The organism is Kitasatospora sp. NPDC059648 (assembly GCF_042734825.1).
Lineage (GTDB): Bacteria > Actinomycetota > Actinomycetes > Streptomycetales > Streptomycetaceae > Kitasatospora.
The window spans coordinates 86471-102194 of record NZ_JBHWDU010000019.1 but is presented as its reverse complement, the minus strand read 5'-3'; the positions used below and the strand labels follow the sequence as shown (position 1 = coordinate 102194).

The following is a 15724-nucleotide window of genomic DNA, read 5'->3' as shown; positions in this document are numbered from 1 at the left end:
CGAACGGACTGGACAACCTTCTGTACGGGCGGTGGCCCCCGCGTGCTCAATCAGGGCGGCGCCCGGAATACCCCTGTGGGCATCGCCGTTGTCCGGGGCGCATGATCTGCACCGCCACCCTTCGGAAGGGAAGGATCCGCGAGATGAGCAACACGGTCGAGCTGACCAAGGAGAACTTCGACGACATCGTCCCGGGCCCGGCGGGCAAGGACTTCGTCTTCATCGACTTCTGGGCCGGGTGGTGCGGGCCGTGCCGCCAGTTCGCCCCGGTGTACGAGAAGGCCGCGGAGCGCCATCCGGACCTGGTCTTCGCCAAGGTCGACACCGAGGCCCAGCAGGAGCTGGCCGCCGCGTTCGGCATCCAGTCGATCCCGACGCTGGCGATCATCCGCGAGGGCGTGCTCGTCTTCTCCCAGGCCGGCGCGCTGCCGGAGCCGGTCTTCGAGGACCTGATCGGACAGGCCCGCAACCTGGACATGACCGAGGTCAAGCGCAAGGTGGCGGAGGAGCAGGCGGCCGAAGGCCAGGCCTGAGACCCGCCGTGAGCACCTTCGTACTGGTCCCCGGGTTCTGGCTCGGCGCCTGGGCCTGGGACGCGGTGGCCGCGCCGCTGCGCGCGGCCGGGCACCGGGTCCACCCGGTGAGCCTGCCGGGGCTGGCGGAACGGGCGGGCGAGCCGGGCGACTTCGGACTGGAGGAGCACATCGCGGACCTGGCCGAGCTGCTGGTTCGCGAGGACCTGTGGGAAGTGGTACTGGTCGCGCACAGCGGCGCCTGCGCACCGGTCGGCGGCGTCGCCGACCGGATGCCGGAACGGGTCCGGCGGGTGGTCTACCTGGACAGCGGCCCGATGGTCGACGGCGCCTCGCTGTACGACCTCTGGCAGCCGGACTTCCGGGCCGAGGCCGACGCCACGGCGGTCGACGGCCGGTTCCCGATGCCCTCCTGGGAGTACATGGCCGCCCACGGCTCCAGCACCGAGGGCCTGGACGACGCCACCCTGGCCCGGGTCCGCACCCGGCTCACCCCGCACCCGGTCGGGGCCTACCGGGACGCGCTGCGGCTGACCGGAGCCGGGGCCGCACTGCCGCAGGCGCTGGTCGCCTGCTCCTTCCCGCTCGAACAGGTGCGGGCGGGAATCGCCGCCGGGCACCCGTGGTTCGCCGGGATGGGCCGGCCCGGCTGGGAACTGCGCGAACTGCCCACCGGGCACTGGCCGATGTTCTCCCGCCCCGCCGACACGGCCGCCCTGCTGGCGGAGCTCGCGGCAATCTGAGCCCGTCCGCGTGTTCGCCCGCGCGCGGGCCCCTCCGCGTCGCAGGATGGGGCCCACGCCGGGGGCCGTCGACAACGGCCCGGAGCAGGCGGGTCGACGCGAGGCCCGCGAGATCACGGAGGACGCGACATGACCAGCAGCACCGCCGAGGAGTACGACGTCATCGTCCTGGGCGCCGGACCGACCGGGGAGAACGTGGCCGACCGGACGGTCGCCGCGGGCCTGCGCACGGCGATCGTGGAGGCCGAACTGGTCGGCGGCGAGTGCTCGTACTGGGCGTGCATGCCGAGCAAGGCGCTGCTGCGCCCGGCGGCCGCACTGGACGACGCCCGCGCGGTGGGCGGCGCCCGGGAGGCGGTCGGCGGGGGGCGGCTGGACGCGGCGGCGGTGCTCGCCCGGCGGGACTCCTTCGCCTCGCACTGGAAGGACGACGGCCAGGTGAAGTGGCTGCGGGACACCGGCATCGAGCTGGTCCGCGGCCACGGGCGGCTGGCGGGCGTGCGGACCGTCACGGTGGAGGGGGAGGACGGCAGCGAGCGGGTGCTCACCGCCCGGCACGCCGTCGCGGTGTGCACCGGCAGCCGCCCGGTGCTGCCCTCCGACGTGCCCGGACTGGCCGAGGCCCACCCGTGGACCAACCGCGAGGCGACCGGCTCGCCGACCGTCCCCGGGCGCCTGGCGGTGGTCGGCGGCGGGGTCGTCGGGGTGGAGATGGCCCGTGCCTGGCGCGCGCTGGGCTCCGAGGTGGTGCTGCTGGTGCGCGGCGACGCGCTGCTGCCGCGGATGGAGCCCTTCGCGGGCGAGCTGGTTGCCGACGGCCTGCGGGAGGCGGGCGTCGACCTGCGCTTCGGTACGGAGGTGACCTCGCTGGAGCGGGCCGGGGCCACCGGACCGGTGGTGCTCTCCCTGAACGACGGCGAGCGGCTGACCGAGGGCGAGCGCCTGACCGTCGACGAGGTGCTGTACGCGACCGGACGGGCCCCGCGCACCGCCGACATCGGGCTGGAGCAGGTCGGGCTGCGGCCGGGCAGCTGGCTGGACGTGGACGACAGCTGCACGGTGCTGGGCGTGGACGGCGAGTGGCTCTACGCGGCCGGGGACGTCAACCACCGGGCGCTGCTCACCCACCAGGGCAAGTACCAGGCCCGGATCACCGGCGCGGCGATCGCCGCCCGCGCCCAGGGGCGCGCACTGGACACCTCGCGCTGGGGCGCGCACTCCGCGTCGGCCGACCTCGCCGGTGCGCCGCAGGTGGTGTTCACCCAGCCGGAGGTCGCGGCCGTCGGCCTGACCCTGACGGCGGCCGAGCGGCTCGGACTGCGGGTCAAGGCCGTCGACCAGGAGATCGGCGACGTCGCCGGGGCCTCGCTCTACGCCGAGGGCTACCGCGGCCGGGCCCGGGTGGTCTTCGACCTGGACCGGGAGGTGATCGTCGGCGCCTGCCTGGTCGGCCCGGCCGTCGCCGAGCTGCTGCACTCGGCGACCGTCGCGGTGGTCGGCGAGGTGCCGATCGACCGGCTGTGGCACGCCGTCCCCGCCTATCCGACCATCAGCGAGGTGTGGCTGAGGCTGCTGGAGGGCTGCCGGGGGTAGGGGGCGCGCCCTGGCCCTCCCGGGCGCGCGCCGCCGCGCCGTGCCGCACGACGCGGCGTCCCGCCGCGCGGCGAGATGTGCTCGTCGGCCGACGGCGGGAGACTGGCGATGGGGCGTGCCCGCCCCGGGGGGCCGTTCCGGGGGGGCCGCGCTCGTGATCAGGTGGTGTGAGGCATGACCGAGGTGCTGTTGGCCGTCGGAACCGAGAAGGGCCTCTTTCTCGGCCGCAGCCGCGACCGGCTGGACTGGGAGTTCAGCGGGCCGCACTTCCCGATGAACGCGATCTACTCCCTCTCCATCGACCGCCGCGAGGGCCGGACCAGACTGCTGGTCGGTGCCGACAGCAGTCACTGGGGCCCGTCGGTGTGGCGCTCCGACGACCTCGGCGCCACCTGGCACGAGCCGGCCCGGCCCGCGATCCGCTTCCCCGGGTCCACCGGCGCCTCGCTCACCCGGGTCTGGCAGCTCCAGCCCGCCGGGCCGGAGGCCCCCGGGGTGGTGTACGCGGGCACCGAACCGGCCGCGCTGTTCCGCTCCACCGACGGCGGCGAGACCTTCTCGCTGGTCGAGTCGCTCTGGAACCACCCCCAGCGGCCCGAGTGGGGCGCCGGCTACGGCGGCCAGGGCCTGCACACCGTCCTGACCGATCCGCGCGACCCCCAGCGGCTGCTCGTCGCCGTCTCCAGCGGCGGCGTCTACCGCAGCAAGGACGGCGGCGACAGCTGGTCCCCCTCCAACACCGGTCTGCGCGCCGAGTTCTTCCCGGCGGAGCGGCAGTACCCCGAGTTCGGCCAGTGCGTCCACAAGATCGCCCCGGACCCGGTCCACCCCGACCGGCTCTACCTGCAGAACCACGGCGGCGTCTACCGCAGCGACGACTGGGGCGCGAGCTGGCGCTCCATCGCGGACGGGCTGCCCGCCGAGTTCGGCTTCGCCGTCGCCGCCCACCCGCGCCGGGGCGGCACCGCCTACCTGTTCCCGCTCGGCGGCTCGGACGACCGGATCCCGCCCGGCCGCCGCTGCCGGGTCTTCCGCACCACGGACGCCGGCACCAGCTGGGAGCAGCTGGCCAACGGTCTGCCCGGCGAGGACCACTACGGGATCGTGCTGCGCGACGCCCTGCGCACCGACGACGCCGACCCGGCCGGAATCTACTTCGGCAACCGGACCGGCGACGTGTACGGCAGCCGCGACGAGGGCGAGAACTGGTCGCTGCTGGTCTCCCACCTGCCGGACGTGCTATGCGTCCGCGCGGCCGTGGTGGGCTGAGCCCCGTGCCCGCCGCGGGACGCGCCGGTCGAAAACCCCTTGCACCCGCCTCCCGGCACCGGTGAGCATGGGCCGCCGACGAACGATCTCGTGAACGGGGTGGGGCCATGGCCGACGCGGACCGGGTGATCAGGCGCAACGGCGACGGCGTGCCGGTCCTGCGGTACCGGCTGGGCGAGCGGGAGGGGCGGCCCTGGGCCGACCTGCTGGAGGTGCTGGACGACTCGACGGACGCGGCGGAGTACATCCGCGCCGAACTGCCCGGCTGGGTCGTCTCCGGACCGCCCGAGCTCGGGCAGCGGCTGGTGGCACGGGGCGCGACCGCGCTGCGGCACGCCCACACCTTCCGGCGCGACCTGCGCGCCGATCCCCCGCCCGCCGACTGGGCCGGGACGCCGCTGCGAAAGGGCCTGCGGGCGGTGCCCTGCGACCGCTCGCCCGAGGAGATGCTGGAGTCCTGGCGGGCCGCCTTCGACCCGGCCCACGTGGACCACTTCCCCGGCGACGACGCCCGGGCCCTCGCCGACCGGATCGGCCCGCTGCTGGCCGGGCAGGCCATCGGCCCAGTGCTGCCCTCCAGCCTGCTCGCCGTGGACGCCGAGGAACGGGTGGTCGCCGCCGCCGTGCTGACCGACCGCGACGGCCTGCCCTGGGTCGCCGAGGTCTTCCGCCACCCGCGGCGCGGCTACCGCGGCCTCGGCGCCGACCTGCTGCGCCGGGCGGTCGCCGACGCCGCCGGCCGCGGGCTGGCCGACGTGCACCTGGTGGTGACCGAGGGGAACCCGGCCCGCCGGGTCTACGAGGCCCTGGGCTTCGTGCGGCAGGAGACCTCCGTGACGGTGATCGTGCCGGACAGGGCCTAGCCAGAGGCGCGCCTTCCGGGGTCCGGCCCCGGCACGCCTACGGGCGCGCGCCGTGCACGCCCTCGACGCGGGCGCCGCGGACCACGACCATGGTCAGGCCGACCGCCACCAACAGCTCCGCCCAGAAGAACGCCGCGTAGTCCATCAGCGTGCCGATCGGCGGGTTGCCGGGGGCGGCGTTGCGCATGCCGACCAGGGCGAACAGGGTCGCGGCCATCCAGCTCAGCGCGGGCCAGATGATTCCGCGCCGCTGGCGCACGATGAGCCGGGAGGCCAGCAGCACCGCCAGGGCCAGCGCCCACATCGCCGCCATCATGAACCAGGCCAGGATCAAGGTGCTGCGCGAGCGGCTGATCCGCTCGGTGACGGCGATGCCGTCGCCCTCGGTCAGCTTCCCGGCCTGCCGGAACGCGAAGAAGGGGTCGCCCTCCGCCAGCCCGATCACCAGCGGGACGGCCCGCCCGCCGACGGTGGCCTGGAAGCCGATGACCGTGGTGTAGCGGTCGAAGGGGTAGTCCGAGACCCGTCCGTCGAACAGGCTGAAGACCACCGTGCTGGAGCCGATCTGCTGGCCGGCCGGGTACTTGAGCGTGGTCTGCTCCAGCGAGGTGGTCTCCACCACCACGTCCCCGGACGGCACCAGCAGGCTGTCCGCCTGCTCCAGGGCGCCGTGCGGCTGCACCACGACCTTCGCGGTGACCGTCTGCGCGGCCGTGTCCACCCGCTGGAGCACCACGTCGATCTCCAGGTGGTCCGGGCCGGGCGCGGTGGCGCCCGCCACCTGGGCGTGGCTGCGGCTGGAGCGCTCGTTGAAGTAGAGCAGCAGCCCGGCGGTCACCAGCAGCACGATCGCCACCACCACGGCGTACGCCCGCCAGGGCCGGACGGTCCGCCGGACGGCGCTCACCGCGGTGGCGCGCGCCCGGGCGTGGATCCGGACCCGGGATCGGGCCGTCGGGCGCGGCGGACGGACCGTCCGGCGCTGCTGCGGCGTGCGCCGCGCTGGCGTCTCCTCGATCGCCCCCATCCCAGGGTCGGCGCCGGCAGCGGGGTGCCGCCGGTCCCGCCAGCGTCGGGACGGTGTCGCCCGCCCCGCAACCGGGGCGGGCCGATCGGGGGGGCTCGCCCCGGACGCGGGAAACACGCTGGTCGGAGGTGCTGTGTAGGCTCACTGGTCATGGCGAGGGTGACACGGGACGATGTGGCGCGGTTGGCGGGGACATCCACAGCGGTCGTGAGTTATGTGATCAACGACGGACCGCGGCCGGTGGCGGCGGCCACCCGGGCCAAGGTCCTCGCGGCCGTGGAGGAGCTCGGCTACCGGCCCAACCGGGTCGCCCAGGCGATGGCGCGGCGGCGGACCAACCTGCTCGGGATGGTCGTGCCGGACGCCCGCCAGCCCTTCTTCGCCGGGCTGGCGCACGCCGTGGAGCAGGCCGCGACCGAGCACGGCCGACTGCTGCTGATCGGCAACTCCGACTACGCCGACGAGCGCGAGGCGCACTACATCCGGGCCTTCCTCGGGATGCAGGTGGACGGCCTGATCCTGGTCACCCAGGACCCGGCCACCCCCGGGCTGACCGGCTTCGACTCGGCGGACGGCACTCCGGTCGTCCTGCTGCACCACCGCGCCGAGAGCACCGACGGCGTCGCCGTGGTGGCGGACGACGAGGGGGGCGCCCGCGAGGTGGTCCGCCACCTGCTCGGCCACGGCCACGCCGAGGTGCACTGCTTCGGCGGCACCCTGGCGCTCAGCCCGCTCGACCCGGTCACCGGTCGGACGGCCGGCTGGGCCGAGGCGCTGGCCGAGGCCGGGCTGTCCCCCGAGGGGCGGCTCACCCGGGCACCCTTCGACCGGGTCCGGGCGCACGCCGAGGCGCTCGCCCTGCTCAGCCGGCCCGACCGGCCGTCCGCCGTGTTCTGCGCCACGGACGACCAGGCGATCGGGCTGCTGCGGGCCGCCGACGACCTGGGCATCCGGGTGCCGGAGGAGCTCGCCGTCGCCGGTTTCGACGACATCGCCGAGGCGGTGATCGCCGGACCGGCGCTGACCACCGTCACCACCGCGCAGGACGAGATGGCCCGGGCCGCGCTGGACCTCGTGCTCGGCGGGCCGGAGCGCCGCGCCACCGGGGCCCGGACCTTCCCGGCCAAGCTGGTGGTGCGGCGCTCCTGCGGCTGCCCGGCCGCGCCTACGCGCTGAGCAACGGCCCCGTACGCCCGGTCAGTTCAGCTGGAAGGCGGCCTCGACCGGGTAGTGGTCGCTGGGCGCGGCGGTGTCCGGCTGGCCCGGTGCCCAGCCGGCCTGAGGGTCGAAGTCGATCTTCACGTTGGACATCGAGGTCGGCACCGGACGGCCGGGGGCGTTGAGGTAGCCGATGTAGTCGAGGTCGTCCCGGTAGTCGGTCGGGAAGGTCTCGACGCCCGCCATGTACTGACACCAGGAGGAGACCGGGCAGTCCATGGTGGTGCGGGTCTGGGTCGGGTCGGTGGCCGGGGTGCCGAGCACGCCGTTGACGGCGTTCTGGGCGTTGACGTAGTCGCCGCGGCTCCGGCCGTGGAAGTACTCGACGTTGAGGTCGCCGCCGATCAGCACCGGCGCGCTGCTGCCCACGATGCCGTCGACCCAGGCGCGGATCTCGGCGAGCTGCCCGAGCCGGGTGGACTGGGTGGTGTCGGTGGAGGTGTCGGACTCGTCGGCCTGCAGGTGGGTGCCGACCACCCAGGCGGTGCTGCCGTTCTTGTTCACCTGCACCAGCGCCGCGCCCTTGTTGGCGTGGTAGTCCCAGGTGCCGTAGGTGGAGTTACCGAAGACGTGGGCGTACTGGGCGGTGATCGGGTACTTGGAGAGGACCATGGTGCCGCCGTTGATGACGAACAGCGAGTTGGAGCAGTTGCCGCTGACCCCCGTCCAGCCGCCGCCGGAGCAGACCCCGCCGACCACCGGGGTGCGGTACGGGTAGAGGTCGGCCAGCCCGGCGTTGATGGCGGCGGTCGAGCTGTTGTTGAACTGCTCGTCCAGGACGACCACGTCGGCGTTGTGCCGGCGGACGATCTGCTCGATCACCGGGGTGCGGCGGGAGGCCTGCTCGTTCTGGGTGCTGTCGACGATCGCGGTGCCGAGGTCGACGTTGAACGCGAGGACGGACAGCGCGGTGGGGCCGGCCGTGGTGGCGGCGGAGGCGCTCGGGGCGGCGGTGCCGCCGAGCAGCAGTGCGGCGGCGGCCGCCGAGGTGAGGGCGGTGGCCGTGCGACGCGAGAGCATGGGCGTTCTCCTGGGGATCCGTCAACCGGTGGGGTCCGGGCGGGCCGGGGGACCGGCCGCCGGTGATTGGCGGGGGAACGTTAGCTACCGCTCGGTACTTCGGGAAGAACGGCAGGCGATCAGTTTCGATCGCTCCTGTGGCGACGGGGTGTCTGTACAGGTCAGGACAGTTGGCTGACAAGATGTCTGTACACCCTTGCACCGGGCGCCGGGGGCCGGTGAACTGCCGTCAGCCGTCCGACAGTTCGTCCGCGAGCAGATCCATCAGCAGGTTGTCGTGCCAACTGCCGTCCGGGCCGCGCTCGTACTGGCGCATGGTGCCGACCGGACGGAAGCCCACCTTGGTGTAGCAGCGGATCGCGGCGAGGTTGTCCGCGGCCGGGTCGATCACCAGCCGGTGGTAGTGGTGGTCGTGCACCAGGTGCCGGGCCATGGTGCGCACGGCGTCGGTACCCAGGCCCAGGCCGTGCACCGACGGGTCCAGGTAGAGGTCCATCCCGGCGTGCCGGTAGTCGTCGTCGTTGTTGGCGTACCACTGGACGGCGCCGACCACCCGGCCGCCCACGTCGATCGCGAAGGTCTCGGTGTCGGGTGCTTCCAAGTCCCCGGCGACCTCGTCGACCAGGTCGTCACCGCCGCGCCAGCGGGCGAAGACCTCGGGCGTGCTGCGGATCGCCACCAGTACCGGGATGTCGTCGGCAGTGGCCGGGCGGAGGGTGACCAGGGTGCCGTGCAGAATCGTCCCCATATGGGGCATGTTGACACGGAACGCCGCCCCCGGCGAGCGATTTGCGCGCCGCGGCCGACGGCCCGGGCGCGCCTCCCGGGCGCCGCGGCGGACCATCCGGCGGGGTGCGCCGGGCCCCCGGGCGGACCGCCGGTGGAGAAGCCTCGGCGCGCCCCGCACACCGAGTTCGAGCAACCCGGCAATCGGGTGGACGACTGGTGAACGCGCTGGCCGACGACGGCGGCCTCGAGCGCGTCGAGCTGAAGCGCCCGGCGCACGTACTCGGTGCAGAGCAGCTCGAAGCCGATCAGCACGGTGTCCTCGCCGTCCCGGCGCTCGACCCCGTCCCAGTGCTTCTCGATCGCCGCCGGGTCGCCCTTGCGCCGATGACCTCGTCGAGCGTCCTCCCTCTCCGTCGCCTTCGCGTTCGAACCATTCGATCCCGGACGAACCAGCCCGCGGCACCCGGTCCGGGATTCGCCGGAAGAATTCTTCGCGGCGGGTGTCGATCCGGCGCCGGCCCGATCGACGCAGGGGTGAGCGGCGGGGAGAGGCCCCGCCCGCATGACCGAGGAGCCACGATGCCGCGCTTCATGACGCTGGTCCGTATCGACGAGAACGCCCGCGACGGGTGGGAGCCCGACCCCGGGTTCGAGCAGCGGATGGGGGCGCTGTTCGAGGAGATCACCAAGGCCGGGGTGATGCTGGAGACCGCCGGGCTGACCCCGACCGCCCAGGGCACCCGGGTGACCTGGAACGACGGGAAGGTCGGCTACACCGACGGGCCGTTCACCGAGACCAAGGAGGTCGTCGGCGGCTACGCCATCCTGCAGTGCAAGGACAAGGCGGAGGCACTGGAGTGGACCCGGCGCTTCCTGCAGACCCACCCGGCGAACTGGCAGGTCGAGGCGGAGGTCCGGCAGATCGACGAGATGCCGCAGCCCCCGCGGTGACCACCACCGTGGCGTTGCTCGCCTCCTTCCCCGCCGGCTGCTCTGATGGGTGGCCGTGACGGAGAGGGAGGCGGCGGCGGCCGTCGAGGCGGTGTTCCGGATCGAGTCCGCGCGGATCATCGCCGCGGCCGCCCGGATCGTGCGGGACGTCGGGATCGCCGAGGAGCTGGCGCAGGACGCGCTGGTGGCCGCGCTGGAGCAGTGGCCGCGCGACGGCGTCCCGGACAAACCGGGCGCCTGGCTGACCACCACCGCCAGGCGGCGGGCCGTCGACCTGGTGCGCCGCCGGGAGGTCTACGCCCGCAAACTCGCCGAGGTGGGGCGGTCGCTGGAGGACGCGACGGCGCCCGAGCCGGTGGAGCCGTCCGGGCCGGAGTCCATCGACGACGACCTGCTGCGGCTGATCTTCACCGCCTGCCACCCGGTGCTGTCGGCGCGGGCCCGGATCGCGCTCACCCTGCGGCTGCTCGGCGGGCTGACCACCGCGGAGATCGCCCGGGCCTTCCTGGTGCCGGAGCCGACGGTGGCGCAGCGGATCGTCCGGGCGAAGCGCACCCTGGCCGCGGCGCGGGTGCCGTTCGAAGTGCCGTACGGCGCGGACCGGGAGCAGCGGCTGTCCTCGGTGCTGGAGGTCATCTACCTGATCTTCAACGAGGGGTACTCGGCCACCGCCGGGGACGACCTGCTCCGCCCGCGGCTGTGCGAGGACGCGCTGCGGCTGGCCCGGGTGCTGGCCGCGCTGGCGCCCGACGAGCCGGAGGCGCACGGGCTGGCCGCACTGCTGGAGCTCCAGGCCTCGCGGACGGCCGCCCGCACCGGGCCGGACGGGCGGCCGGTGCTGCTGGCCGAGCAGAACCGGGCGCGCTGGGACGGGCTGCTGATCCGGCGCGGCTTCGAGGCGTTCCGGCGGGCGGGCACCGGGCCGTACTCGCTGCAGGCCGCGATCGCCGCCTGTCACGCCGGGGCACGGCGCTACGAGGACACCGACTGGGCGATGATCGCCGCGCTGTACGGGCGGCTGCTCGCCCTGTCGCCCTCGCCGGTGGTGGCGCTGAACCGGGCGGTGGCCGTCTCGATGGTCCAGGGGCCGGCCGCCGCGCTGGAGTTGGTGGACGCCCTGGCGGCGGAGCCGGCCCTGCGCGGCTACCACCTGCTGCCGAGCGTGCGGGGAGATCTGCTGGCCCGGCTGGGGCGGGCGGCCGAGGCGCGGGCGGAGTTCGAGCGGGCGGCGGAGCTGACCCGCAACGAGCGGGAGCGGGAGCTGCTGCGGGAGCGGGCGGCGTCCCTCTAGCTAGGGAACGTCGTCCTGGCGCAGCCGGGCGCTGACCGCGCCGAGCCCCTCGGCGAGGACGGCGAGCTGCTCGCGGGTGAGCACGTCGATCAGCAGCTCGCGCACCAGGGCGACGTGCCCGGGTGCGGCCTGGCGGAGCATCTCCCGCCCCTGGTCGGTGAGTTCGGCGATGACGCCGCGCACGTCGCTGGGGCAGGAGCGGCGGGCGACCAGGCCCATCCGCTCCAGCTGGGTGACCTGGTAGGTCAGTCCGCTCTTGGAGGTGACCAGCTTGTCGGCGAGTTCGGTCATCCGCAGCGAGTCGCCCGGGGCGGCGGACAGGTGCACCAGGATCTCGTACTGCTGGTGGGAGAGTCCGGAGTCCTCCTTCAGCTGGCGCTCCAGCCGCCGGTTCAGCAGGTTGCTCGCGACGACGAAGCCCCGCCAGGCGGCCATCTCGTCCCGGTCGAGCCAGCGGGGTTCGTTCAGTGCGGACATGGAACGAAGCCTACTCCTGTTGTTCAAATTCGAACGAAGGTGTACCGTCCGCATAGAGGTTCAAATTTGAACTACCCGCCCCAGGACCCCGACCGCCCCCGAGGAGGACGCCATGAGCGCCGCGGCCCCCGAACGCATGCCCGCCCTGTACCTGTCGCACGGCGCGCCGCCGCTCGCCGACGACCCGATCTGGCCGGGCGAGCTCGCCGCCTGGTCCGCCGGGCTGCCGCGTCCCAAGGCCGTCCTGATGGTCTCCGCCCACTGGGAGGAGGCCCCGCTGGCCGTCGGCGCCGTCACCACCGTCCCGCTGGTGTACGACTTCTGGGGCTTCCCCGAGCACTACTACACGGTCCGGTACGCCGCCCCCGGCGCACCGGAGCTGGCCGAGCGCGTGCGCAAGCTGCTGCGCGCCCCCGGCACGCCCGTCCAGGACATCCCCGACCGCGGGCTCGACCACGGCGCGTACGTGCCGCTGGTCGAGATGTTCCCGGAGGCCGACATCCCGGTGCTGCAGATCTCCATGCCCACCCTGGACCCCCAGCGCCTGCTGGAGATCGGCCGCCGGCTCGCGCCGCTGCGGGACGAGGGCGTGCTGATCATCGGCAGCGGCTTCTTCACCCACAACCTGCGGGCGCTCAGCAGCGACGGCCGGATCAGCTCGGTGATGGCCGAGTTCGACGACTGGGGGAAGCGCGCTCTGGACGCCCACGACCTGGACGCGCTGCTCGATTTCGAGCACAAGGCCCCGGCGGGGCGGCTGGCCCACCCGCGCACCGAGCACTTCGCCCCGCTGTTCGTCACCCTGGGTGCCGGCGAGGCCGACCTCGGCAGCCAGCGCAGCGTGATCGACGGGTTCTGGATGGGGCTGGCCAAGCGGTCGGTCCAGCTGGGCTGAACGGGTCGCAGCGGACAGTCCCGGCGGACGGTCCCGGCGAACGGCCAGAGTGAACGGCCAGAGTGAACAGTCGGGGCGAACGGCCGGGGCGAACAGTCAGAGCGAACAGCAGGTGAAGCGCTCGCCGATGTGCTCGGGCTGCTCGATCTCGTCCACCAGCGCGACCGCGTAGTCCGGCACCGAGATCCAGCTGCGGTTCTCGCCGTCGGTGAGCAACTGCTCCAGGCCCGTCCGGTAGCGGCCGGTCCGCTCCCCCGGGCCGATCTCGGCGGCCGGGCTGAGCACCGTCCAGCGGATGTCGGAGACCGTCCGGAAGTAGTCCAGCGCCTCGCCGTGGGCGTGCATGATCTGCAGGATCGGCTGCGGCAGGCCCGGGGAGTCCCAGACCCGCACCCCCGGCGCGGTCTCCAGGCTGCCCGCGCCGCCGACCGCGACCAGCCGGGGCGCGCCGTCGACGAGCGAGCGCAGACCTTCGACCAGCGAGCGGGCGGCGGGCCCGATCAGCGCCAGGTGGCCCGGGCCGTCGCCGCCGCCGACCGCGCTGACCAGGACGTCCCGTCCGGCCGCCACCCGGGCCACGTCGGCCGGGTCCAGCACGTCGCCGCGCTCCACCGAGGCGGCCCCGCCCCGGTAGCGGTCCGGGTCGCGGACCACCGCGGTGACCTCGTGCCCGCGCGCCACCGCCTCCGCGACGACGGCGCTGCCGATGGTGCCGTGGGCGCCTATCACGGCGATTCTGGCCATGGGGTACCTGCCCTGGTTGCCGGGGGTGGACGCGATGGCGTCGGACAGGGTCGATTATCGGCCGGGCCCCCGGTGACGGCCCGGGGGTTCGGCCTGTCGTGTGACGGCCCTTGCGGGCTCAGGCGGCGCCGGTGGCGACCCGCTCGGCCTGGCTGCGCTCGACGCACAGCTCGTTGCCCTCCGGGTCGGCCATGGTGACCCAGCCGGTGCCGTCCGGGCGGCGGAGGTCCGCCACCACCGTGGCGCCCAGGGCGACCAGGCGCTCCACCTCCTCGTCCCGGCTGCGGTCCTGCGGCTGGAGGTCGAGGTGGACCCGGTTCTTCACCGACTTGCCCTCGGGCACCCGGATGAAGAGCAGCGAGGCGCCCGCGGAGTTCACCACCGCCTCCCCGTCGCCCGGGTCGTCGTCCTCGCCCACGGTGCCGTCCAGCGCCTGCGCCCAGAACGCCGCGAGGGCGTGCGGGTCGGCGCAGTCGATCGTCACGTGCCGTACCAGAGAAGCCATGCGCTCACTCTGACCCGTGCCGTTCGGTCACGTCCAGCGCTTTCCGGGAGTGCCGGTGGCCGTCCAGCGGGAACTCCGGCGGGAGGGCGGTCAGCAGTTCCCGGAAGACGTAACCGCTCTTCTCCGCCACCCGGCAGGAGGCGGGGTTGTCCACCTGGTGCAGCAGGTCGATCCGGAGCAGGCCGTCCTCGGCGAAGGCGGCGAAGGCCCAGGCGGTGAGCGCCTCCACCGCGCGCGGGGCCACGCCGCGGCCGCGTGCCGGGGCCGCCGTCCAGTAGCCCACCTCGGCCGCCTCCCCGCCCGGGACCGGGCGCTTGAGCGCCACGTTGGCGACCAGTTCACCGGCTTCCAGGACGGCGAAGGAGTAGCGGGTGCCCGCCGCCCGGCCCTCGTACTGGATGCGCAGCCAGCGCGCGGCCTGCTCGGCGTCGGTCAGCGGGACACGGGTGAAGCGGCGCAGCGTCTCGTCCCGGTACGCCTCGACCAGGGCCGGTGCGTCGGCGTCCTCGAAGGGGCGCAGCAGCAGGCCCTCGGCCGTCGGGTGGATGCTCACGGCGATGGTCATCGGTGGTCTCCCCCTGGGTGCTGGAACGGTGCACGGTGCTCTCCCTGATGGACGGTCGGCGGCTCCCGCCCGGTTGCGGGCCCGGCTTGACCCTGACGCTGGCGGCAGGGTCGGAGGCTTCTCCGCATGAGCGAGGAGAACGTGGTGGAGCGGCGGGTCGTGGTGGTCACCGGCGCCGGGACGGGGATCGGGCGGGGGACCGCGCGTGCCTTCGCGGCCGAGGGGGCCCGGGTGGTGGCGGTCGGCCGGCGGGCGGAGCCGCTGGCGCGGACGGCGGCCGCGTACCCGGGGCTGATCGAGCCGCTGGTCGCGGACGTCACCGGGCCGGATGCCCCGGAGACGATCGTCGGGACGGCCATGGAGCGGTACGGGCGGCTCGACGTGCTGGTCAACAACGCGGGCATCGTGCAGAGCGGGCAGTCCGTCGGCGACTACCGGCGGGCGGGCATCGGGACGCTGCTGGCCACCAACCTGGTCGCCCCCGTACTGCTCGGACAGGCCGCGGTGCCGGCGCTGGCTGAGAGCCGGGGAGTGGTGGTCAACGTCAGCACGGCCGTGGGGCAGCGAGGCTGGCCGGGCAACGCGGTGTACGCGGCGGGCAAGGCGGCGCTGGAGACGATCACCCGCAGCTGGGCGGTGGAGCTGGCGCCGCGCGGCATCCGGGTGGTGGCGGTGGCGCCCGGGGCGATCGACACCCCGATCGGCGAGCACACCGGGTACAGCCCCGAGCAGTCGGCGGCGATCCGCGACTGGCAGCTCCGGCACACCCCGCTCGGCCGGATCGGCCGGCCCGCCGAGGTGGCCTGGGCGATCACCCAACTCGCCTCGCCGCAGGCCTCGTTCGTGACCGGCGTAGTGTTGGCGGTGGACGGCGGCGCACTGGTGGGCTGAGGAACGGGGGCGCGGTAGGGGTGCTGATCGGTGAACTGGCACGGCGGACGGGCAGTACGGCCCGGGCGCTGCGGCACTACGAGCAGGCCGGGCTGATCGACTCCGAGCGGGCGGCCAACGGCTACCGGGAGTACGGGGAGCCGGCCGTCGTGCGGGTGCGCAACATCCGCGCCCTGGTGGCCGCCGGGCTCACCCTGGAGGACCTGCGGCCGCTACTGGGCTGCCTGGACGGGGACGTGATGTCCCGGCCGCCGTCCGAACGGTTGCTGGGGATCGTCCGCGAACGGCTGGCGGTGCTGGAGCGCCGGATCGCCGCCCAGACCGAGGCCAGGGACCGGCTGGTCGCGGCGCTGGCGGCGGCCGGCGGCGGGCCGGGGGAAGGCGCGGGGGAACGGGCGGACGGGTGACAC

18 protein-coding genes are annotated in these 15724 nt (G+C 74.4%); 11 read left to right on the top strand and 7 right to left on the bottom strand.

Annotated features, from left to right (window positions below; genetic code table 11):
• The first annotated feature begins 101 nt into the window (after window positions 1–101).
• The 5 genes from ACFV1W_RS14880 (at window position 102) to ACFV1W_RS14860 (ending at window position 5001) form a co-directional block, all read left to right on the top strand.
• A complete protein-coding gene (locus tag ACFV1W_RS14880; RefSeq protein ID WP_380416481.1) occupies window positions 102–533 on the top strand; it encodes a thioredoxin family protein in 432 nt (143 codons plus the stop codon).
• Between the two features lie 8 nt (window positions 534–541).
• Window positions 542–1276, top strand: coding sequence for an alpha/beta fold hydrolase (locus tag ACFV1W_RS14875; protein WP_380416479.1), 735 nt, complete (start codon window positions 542–544; stop codon window positions 1274–1276).
• 129 nt (window positions 1277–1405) lie between these two features.
• The gene (locus tag ACFV1W_RS14870) at window positions 1406–2869 is read left to right on the top strand and encodes a dihydrolipoyl dehydrogenase family protein (protein ID WP_380416477.1); all 1464 of its coding nucleotides are present in this window, start codon (window positions 1406–1408) and stop codon (window positions 2867–2869) included.
• Between the two features lie 174 nt (window positions 2870–3043).
• Entirely contained in the window at window positions 3044–4138 is a 1095-nt protein-coding gene (locus tag ACFV1W_RS14865; RefSeq protein WP_380416475.1) for a WD40/YVTN/BNR-like repeat-containing protein, read from the top strand.
• Window positions 4139–4245: 107 nt separating this feature from the next.
• Window positions 4246–5001, top strand: coding sequence for a GNAT family N-acetyltransferase (locus ACFV1W_RS14860; protein WP_380416473.1), 756 nt, complete (start codon window positions 4246–4248; stop codon window positions 4999–5001).
• Between the two features lie 37 nt (window positions 5002–5038).
• Here the strand turns inward: ACFV1W_RS14860 and ACFV1W_RS14855 are convergent, their stop codons facing one another.
• The gene (locus ACFV1W_RS14855; RefSeq protein WP_380416471.1) at window positions 5039–6028 is read right to left on the bottom strand and encodes a DUF4436 family protein; all 990 of its coding nucleotides are present in this window, start codon (window positions 6026–6028) and stop codon (window positions 5039–5041) included.
• 150 nt (window positions 6029–6178) lie between these two features.
• Between ACFV1W_RS14855 and ACFV1W_RS14850 the strand changes: the two genes are divergently transcribed.
• Complete coding sequence (locus ACFV1W_RS14850; protein ID WP_380416469.1) at window positions 6179–7204, top strand: LacI family DNA-binding transcriptional regulator; 1026 nt, start codon at window positions 6179–6181, stop codon at window positions 7202–7204.
• A gap of 21 nt (window positions 7205–7225) precedes the next feature.
• On the opposite strand, the gene ACFV1W_RS14845 is transcribed toward ACFV1W_RS14850, so the two are convergent.
• Window positions 7226–8266 (bottom strand): endonuclease/exonuclease/phosphatase family protein, encoded by a 1041-nt coding sequence (locus ACFV1W_RS14845; protein WP_380416467.1) that lies wholly within the window; start codon window positions 8264–8266, stop codon window positions 7226–7228.
• Window positions 8267–8495: 229 nt separating this feature from the next.
• Window positions 8496–9014 (bottom strand): GNAT family N-acetyltransferase, encoded by a 519-nt coding sequence (locus ACFV1W_RS14840; RefSeq protein ID WP_380416465.1) that lies wholly within the window; start codon window positions 9012–9014, stop codon window positions 8496–8498.
• 560 nt (window positions 9015–9574) lie between these two features.
• Here ACFV1W_RS14840 and ACFV1W_RS14835 point away from each other — a divergent pair.
• Together ACFV1W_RS14835 and ACFV1W_RS14830 are read left to right on the top strand one after the other, a co-directional pair.
• Window positions 9575–9946, top strand: a complete 372-nt coding sequence (locus ACFV1W_RS14835) for a YciI family protein (protein WP_380416463.1) — start codon at window positions 9575–9577, stop codon at window positions 9944–9946.
• A gap of 55 nt (window positions 9947–10001) precedes the next feature.
• The gene (locus tag ACFV1W_RS14830) at window positions 10002–11237 is read left to right on the top strand and encodes an RNA polymerase sigma factor (RefSeq protein ID WP_380416460.1); all 1236 of its coding nucleotides are present in this window, start codon (window positions 10002–10004) and stop codon (window positions 11235–11237) included.
• Here ACFV1W_RS14830 and ACFV1W_RS14825 read toward each other — a convergent pair whose 3' ends face one another.
• Window positions 11238–11705 carry a MarR family winged helix-turn-helix transcriptional regulator gene (locus ACFV1W_RS14825; protein WP_380416524.1) on the bottom strand — a complete coding sequence of 156 codons (468 nt, stop codon included), beginning with the start codon at window positions 11703–11705 and terminating at the stop codon, window positions 11238–11240. It lies immediately after the preceding gene.
• A gap of 121 nt (window positions 11706–11826) precedes the next feature.
• Between ACFV1W_RS14825 and ACFV1W_RS14820 the strand changes: the two genes are divergently transcribed.
• Window positions 11827–12609, top strand: a complete 783-nt coding sequence (locus tag ACFV1W_RS14820; RefSeq protein ID WP_380416458.1) for a dioxygenase — start codon at window positions 11827–11829, stop codon at window positions 12607–12609.
• A gap of 96 nt (window positions 12610–12705) precedes the next feature.
• Here the strand turns inward: ACFV1W_RS14820 and ACFV1W_RS14815 are convergent, their stop codons facing one another.
• From ACFV1W_RS14815 to ACFV1W_RS14805, 3 genes are all read right to left on the bottom strand, one after another.
• Window positions 12706–13353 (bottom strand): NAD(P)-dependent oxidoreductase, encoded by a 648-nt coding sequence (locus ACFV1W_RS14815; protein ID WP_380416456.1) that lies wholly within the window; start codon window positions 13351–13353, stop codon window positions 12706–12708.
• A gap of 118 nt (window positions 13354–13471) precedes the next feature.
• Window positions 13472–13858, bottom strand: coding sequence for a VOC family protein (locus tag ACFV1W_RS14810; RefSeq protein WP_380416453.1), 387 nt, complete (start codon window positions 13856–13858; stop codon window positions 13472–13474).
• Between the two features lie 4 nt (window positions 13859–13862).
• Window positions 13863–14423 carry a GNAT family N-acetyltransferase gene (locus ACFV1W_RS14805; RefSeq protein WP_380416451.1) on the bottom strand — a complete coding sequence of 187 codons (561 nt, stop codon included), beginning with the start codon at window positions 14421–14423 and terminating at the stop codon, window positions 13863–13865.
• 126 nt (window positions 14424–14549) lie between these two features.
• Between ACFV1W_RS14805 and ACFV1W_RS14800 the strand changes: the two genes are divergently transcribed.
• Together ACFV1W_RS14800 and ACFV1W_RS14795 are read left to right on the top strand one after the other, a co-directional pair.
• Window positions 14550–15314, top strand: coding sequence for an SDR family NAD(P)-dependent oxidoreductase (locus tag ACFV1W_RS14800; protein WP_380416448.1), 765 nt, complete (start codon window positions 14550–14552; stop codon window positions 15312–15314).
• A 20-nt stretch (window positions 15315–15334) separates the two neighbouring features.
• Entirely contained in the window at window positions 15335–15721 is a 387-nt protein-coding gene (locus ACFV1W_RS14795) for a MerR family transcriptional regulator (RefSeq protein ID WP_380416446.1), read from the top strand.
• Window positions 15722–15724 lie beyond the last annotated feature (3 nt).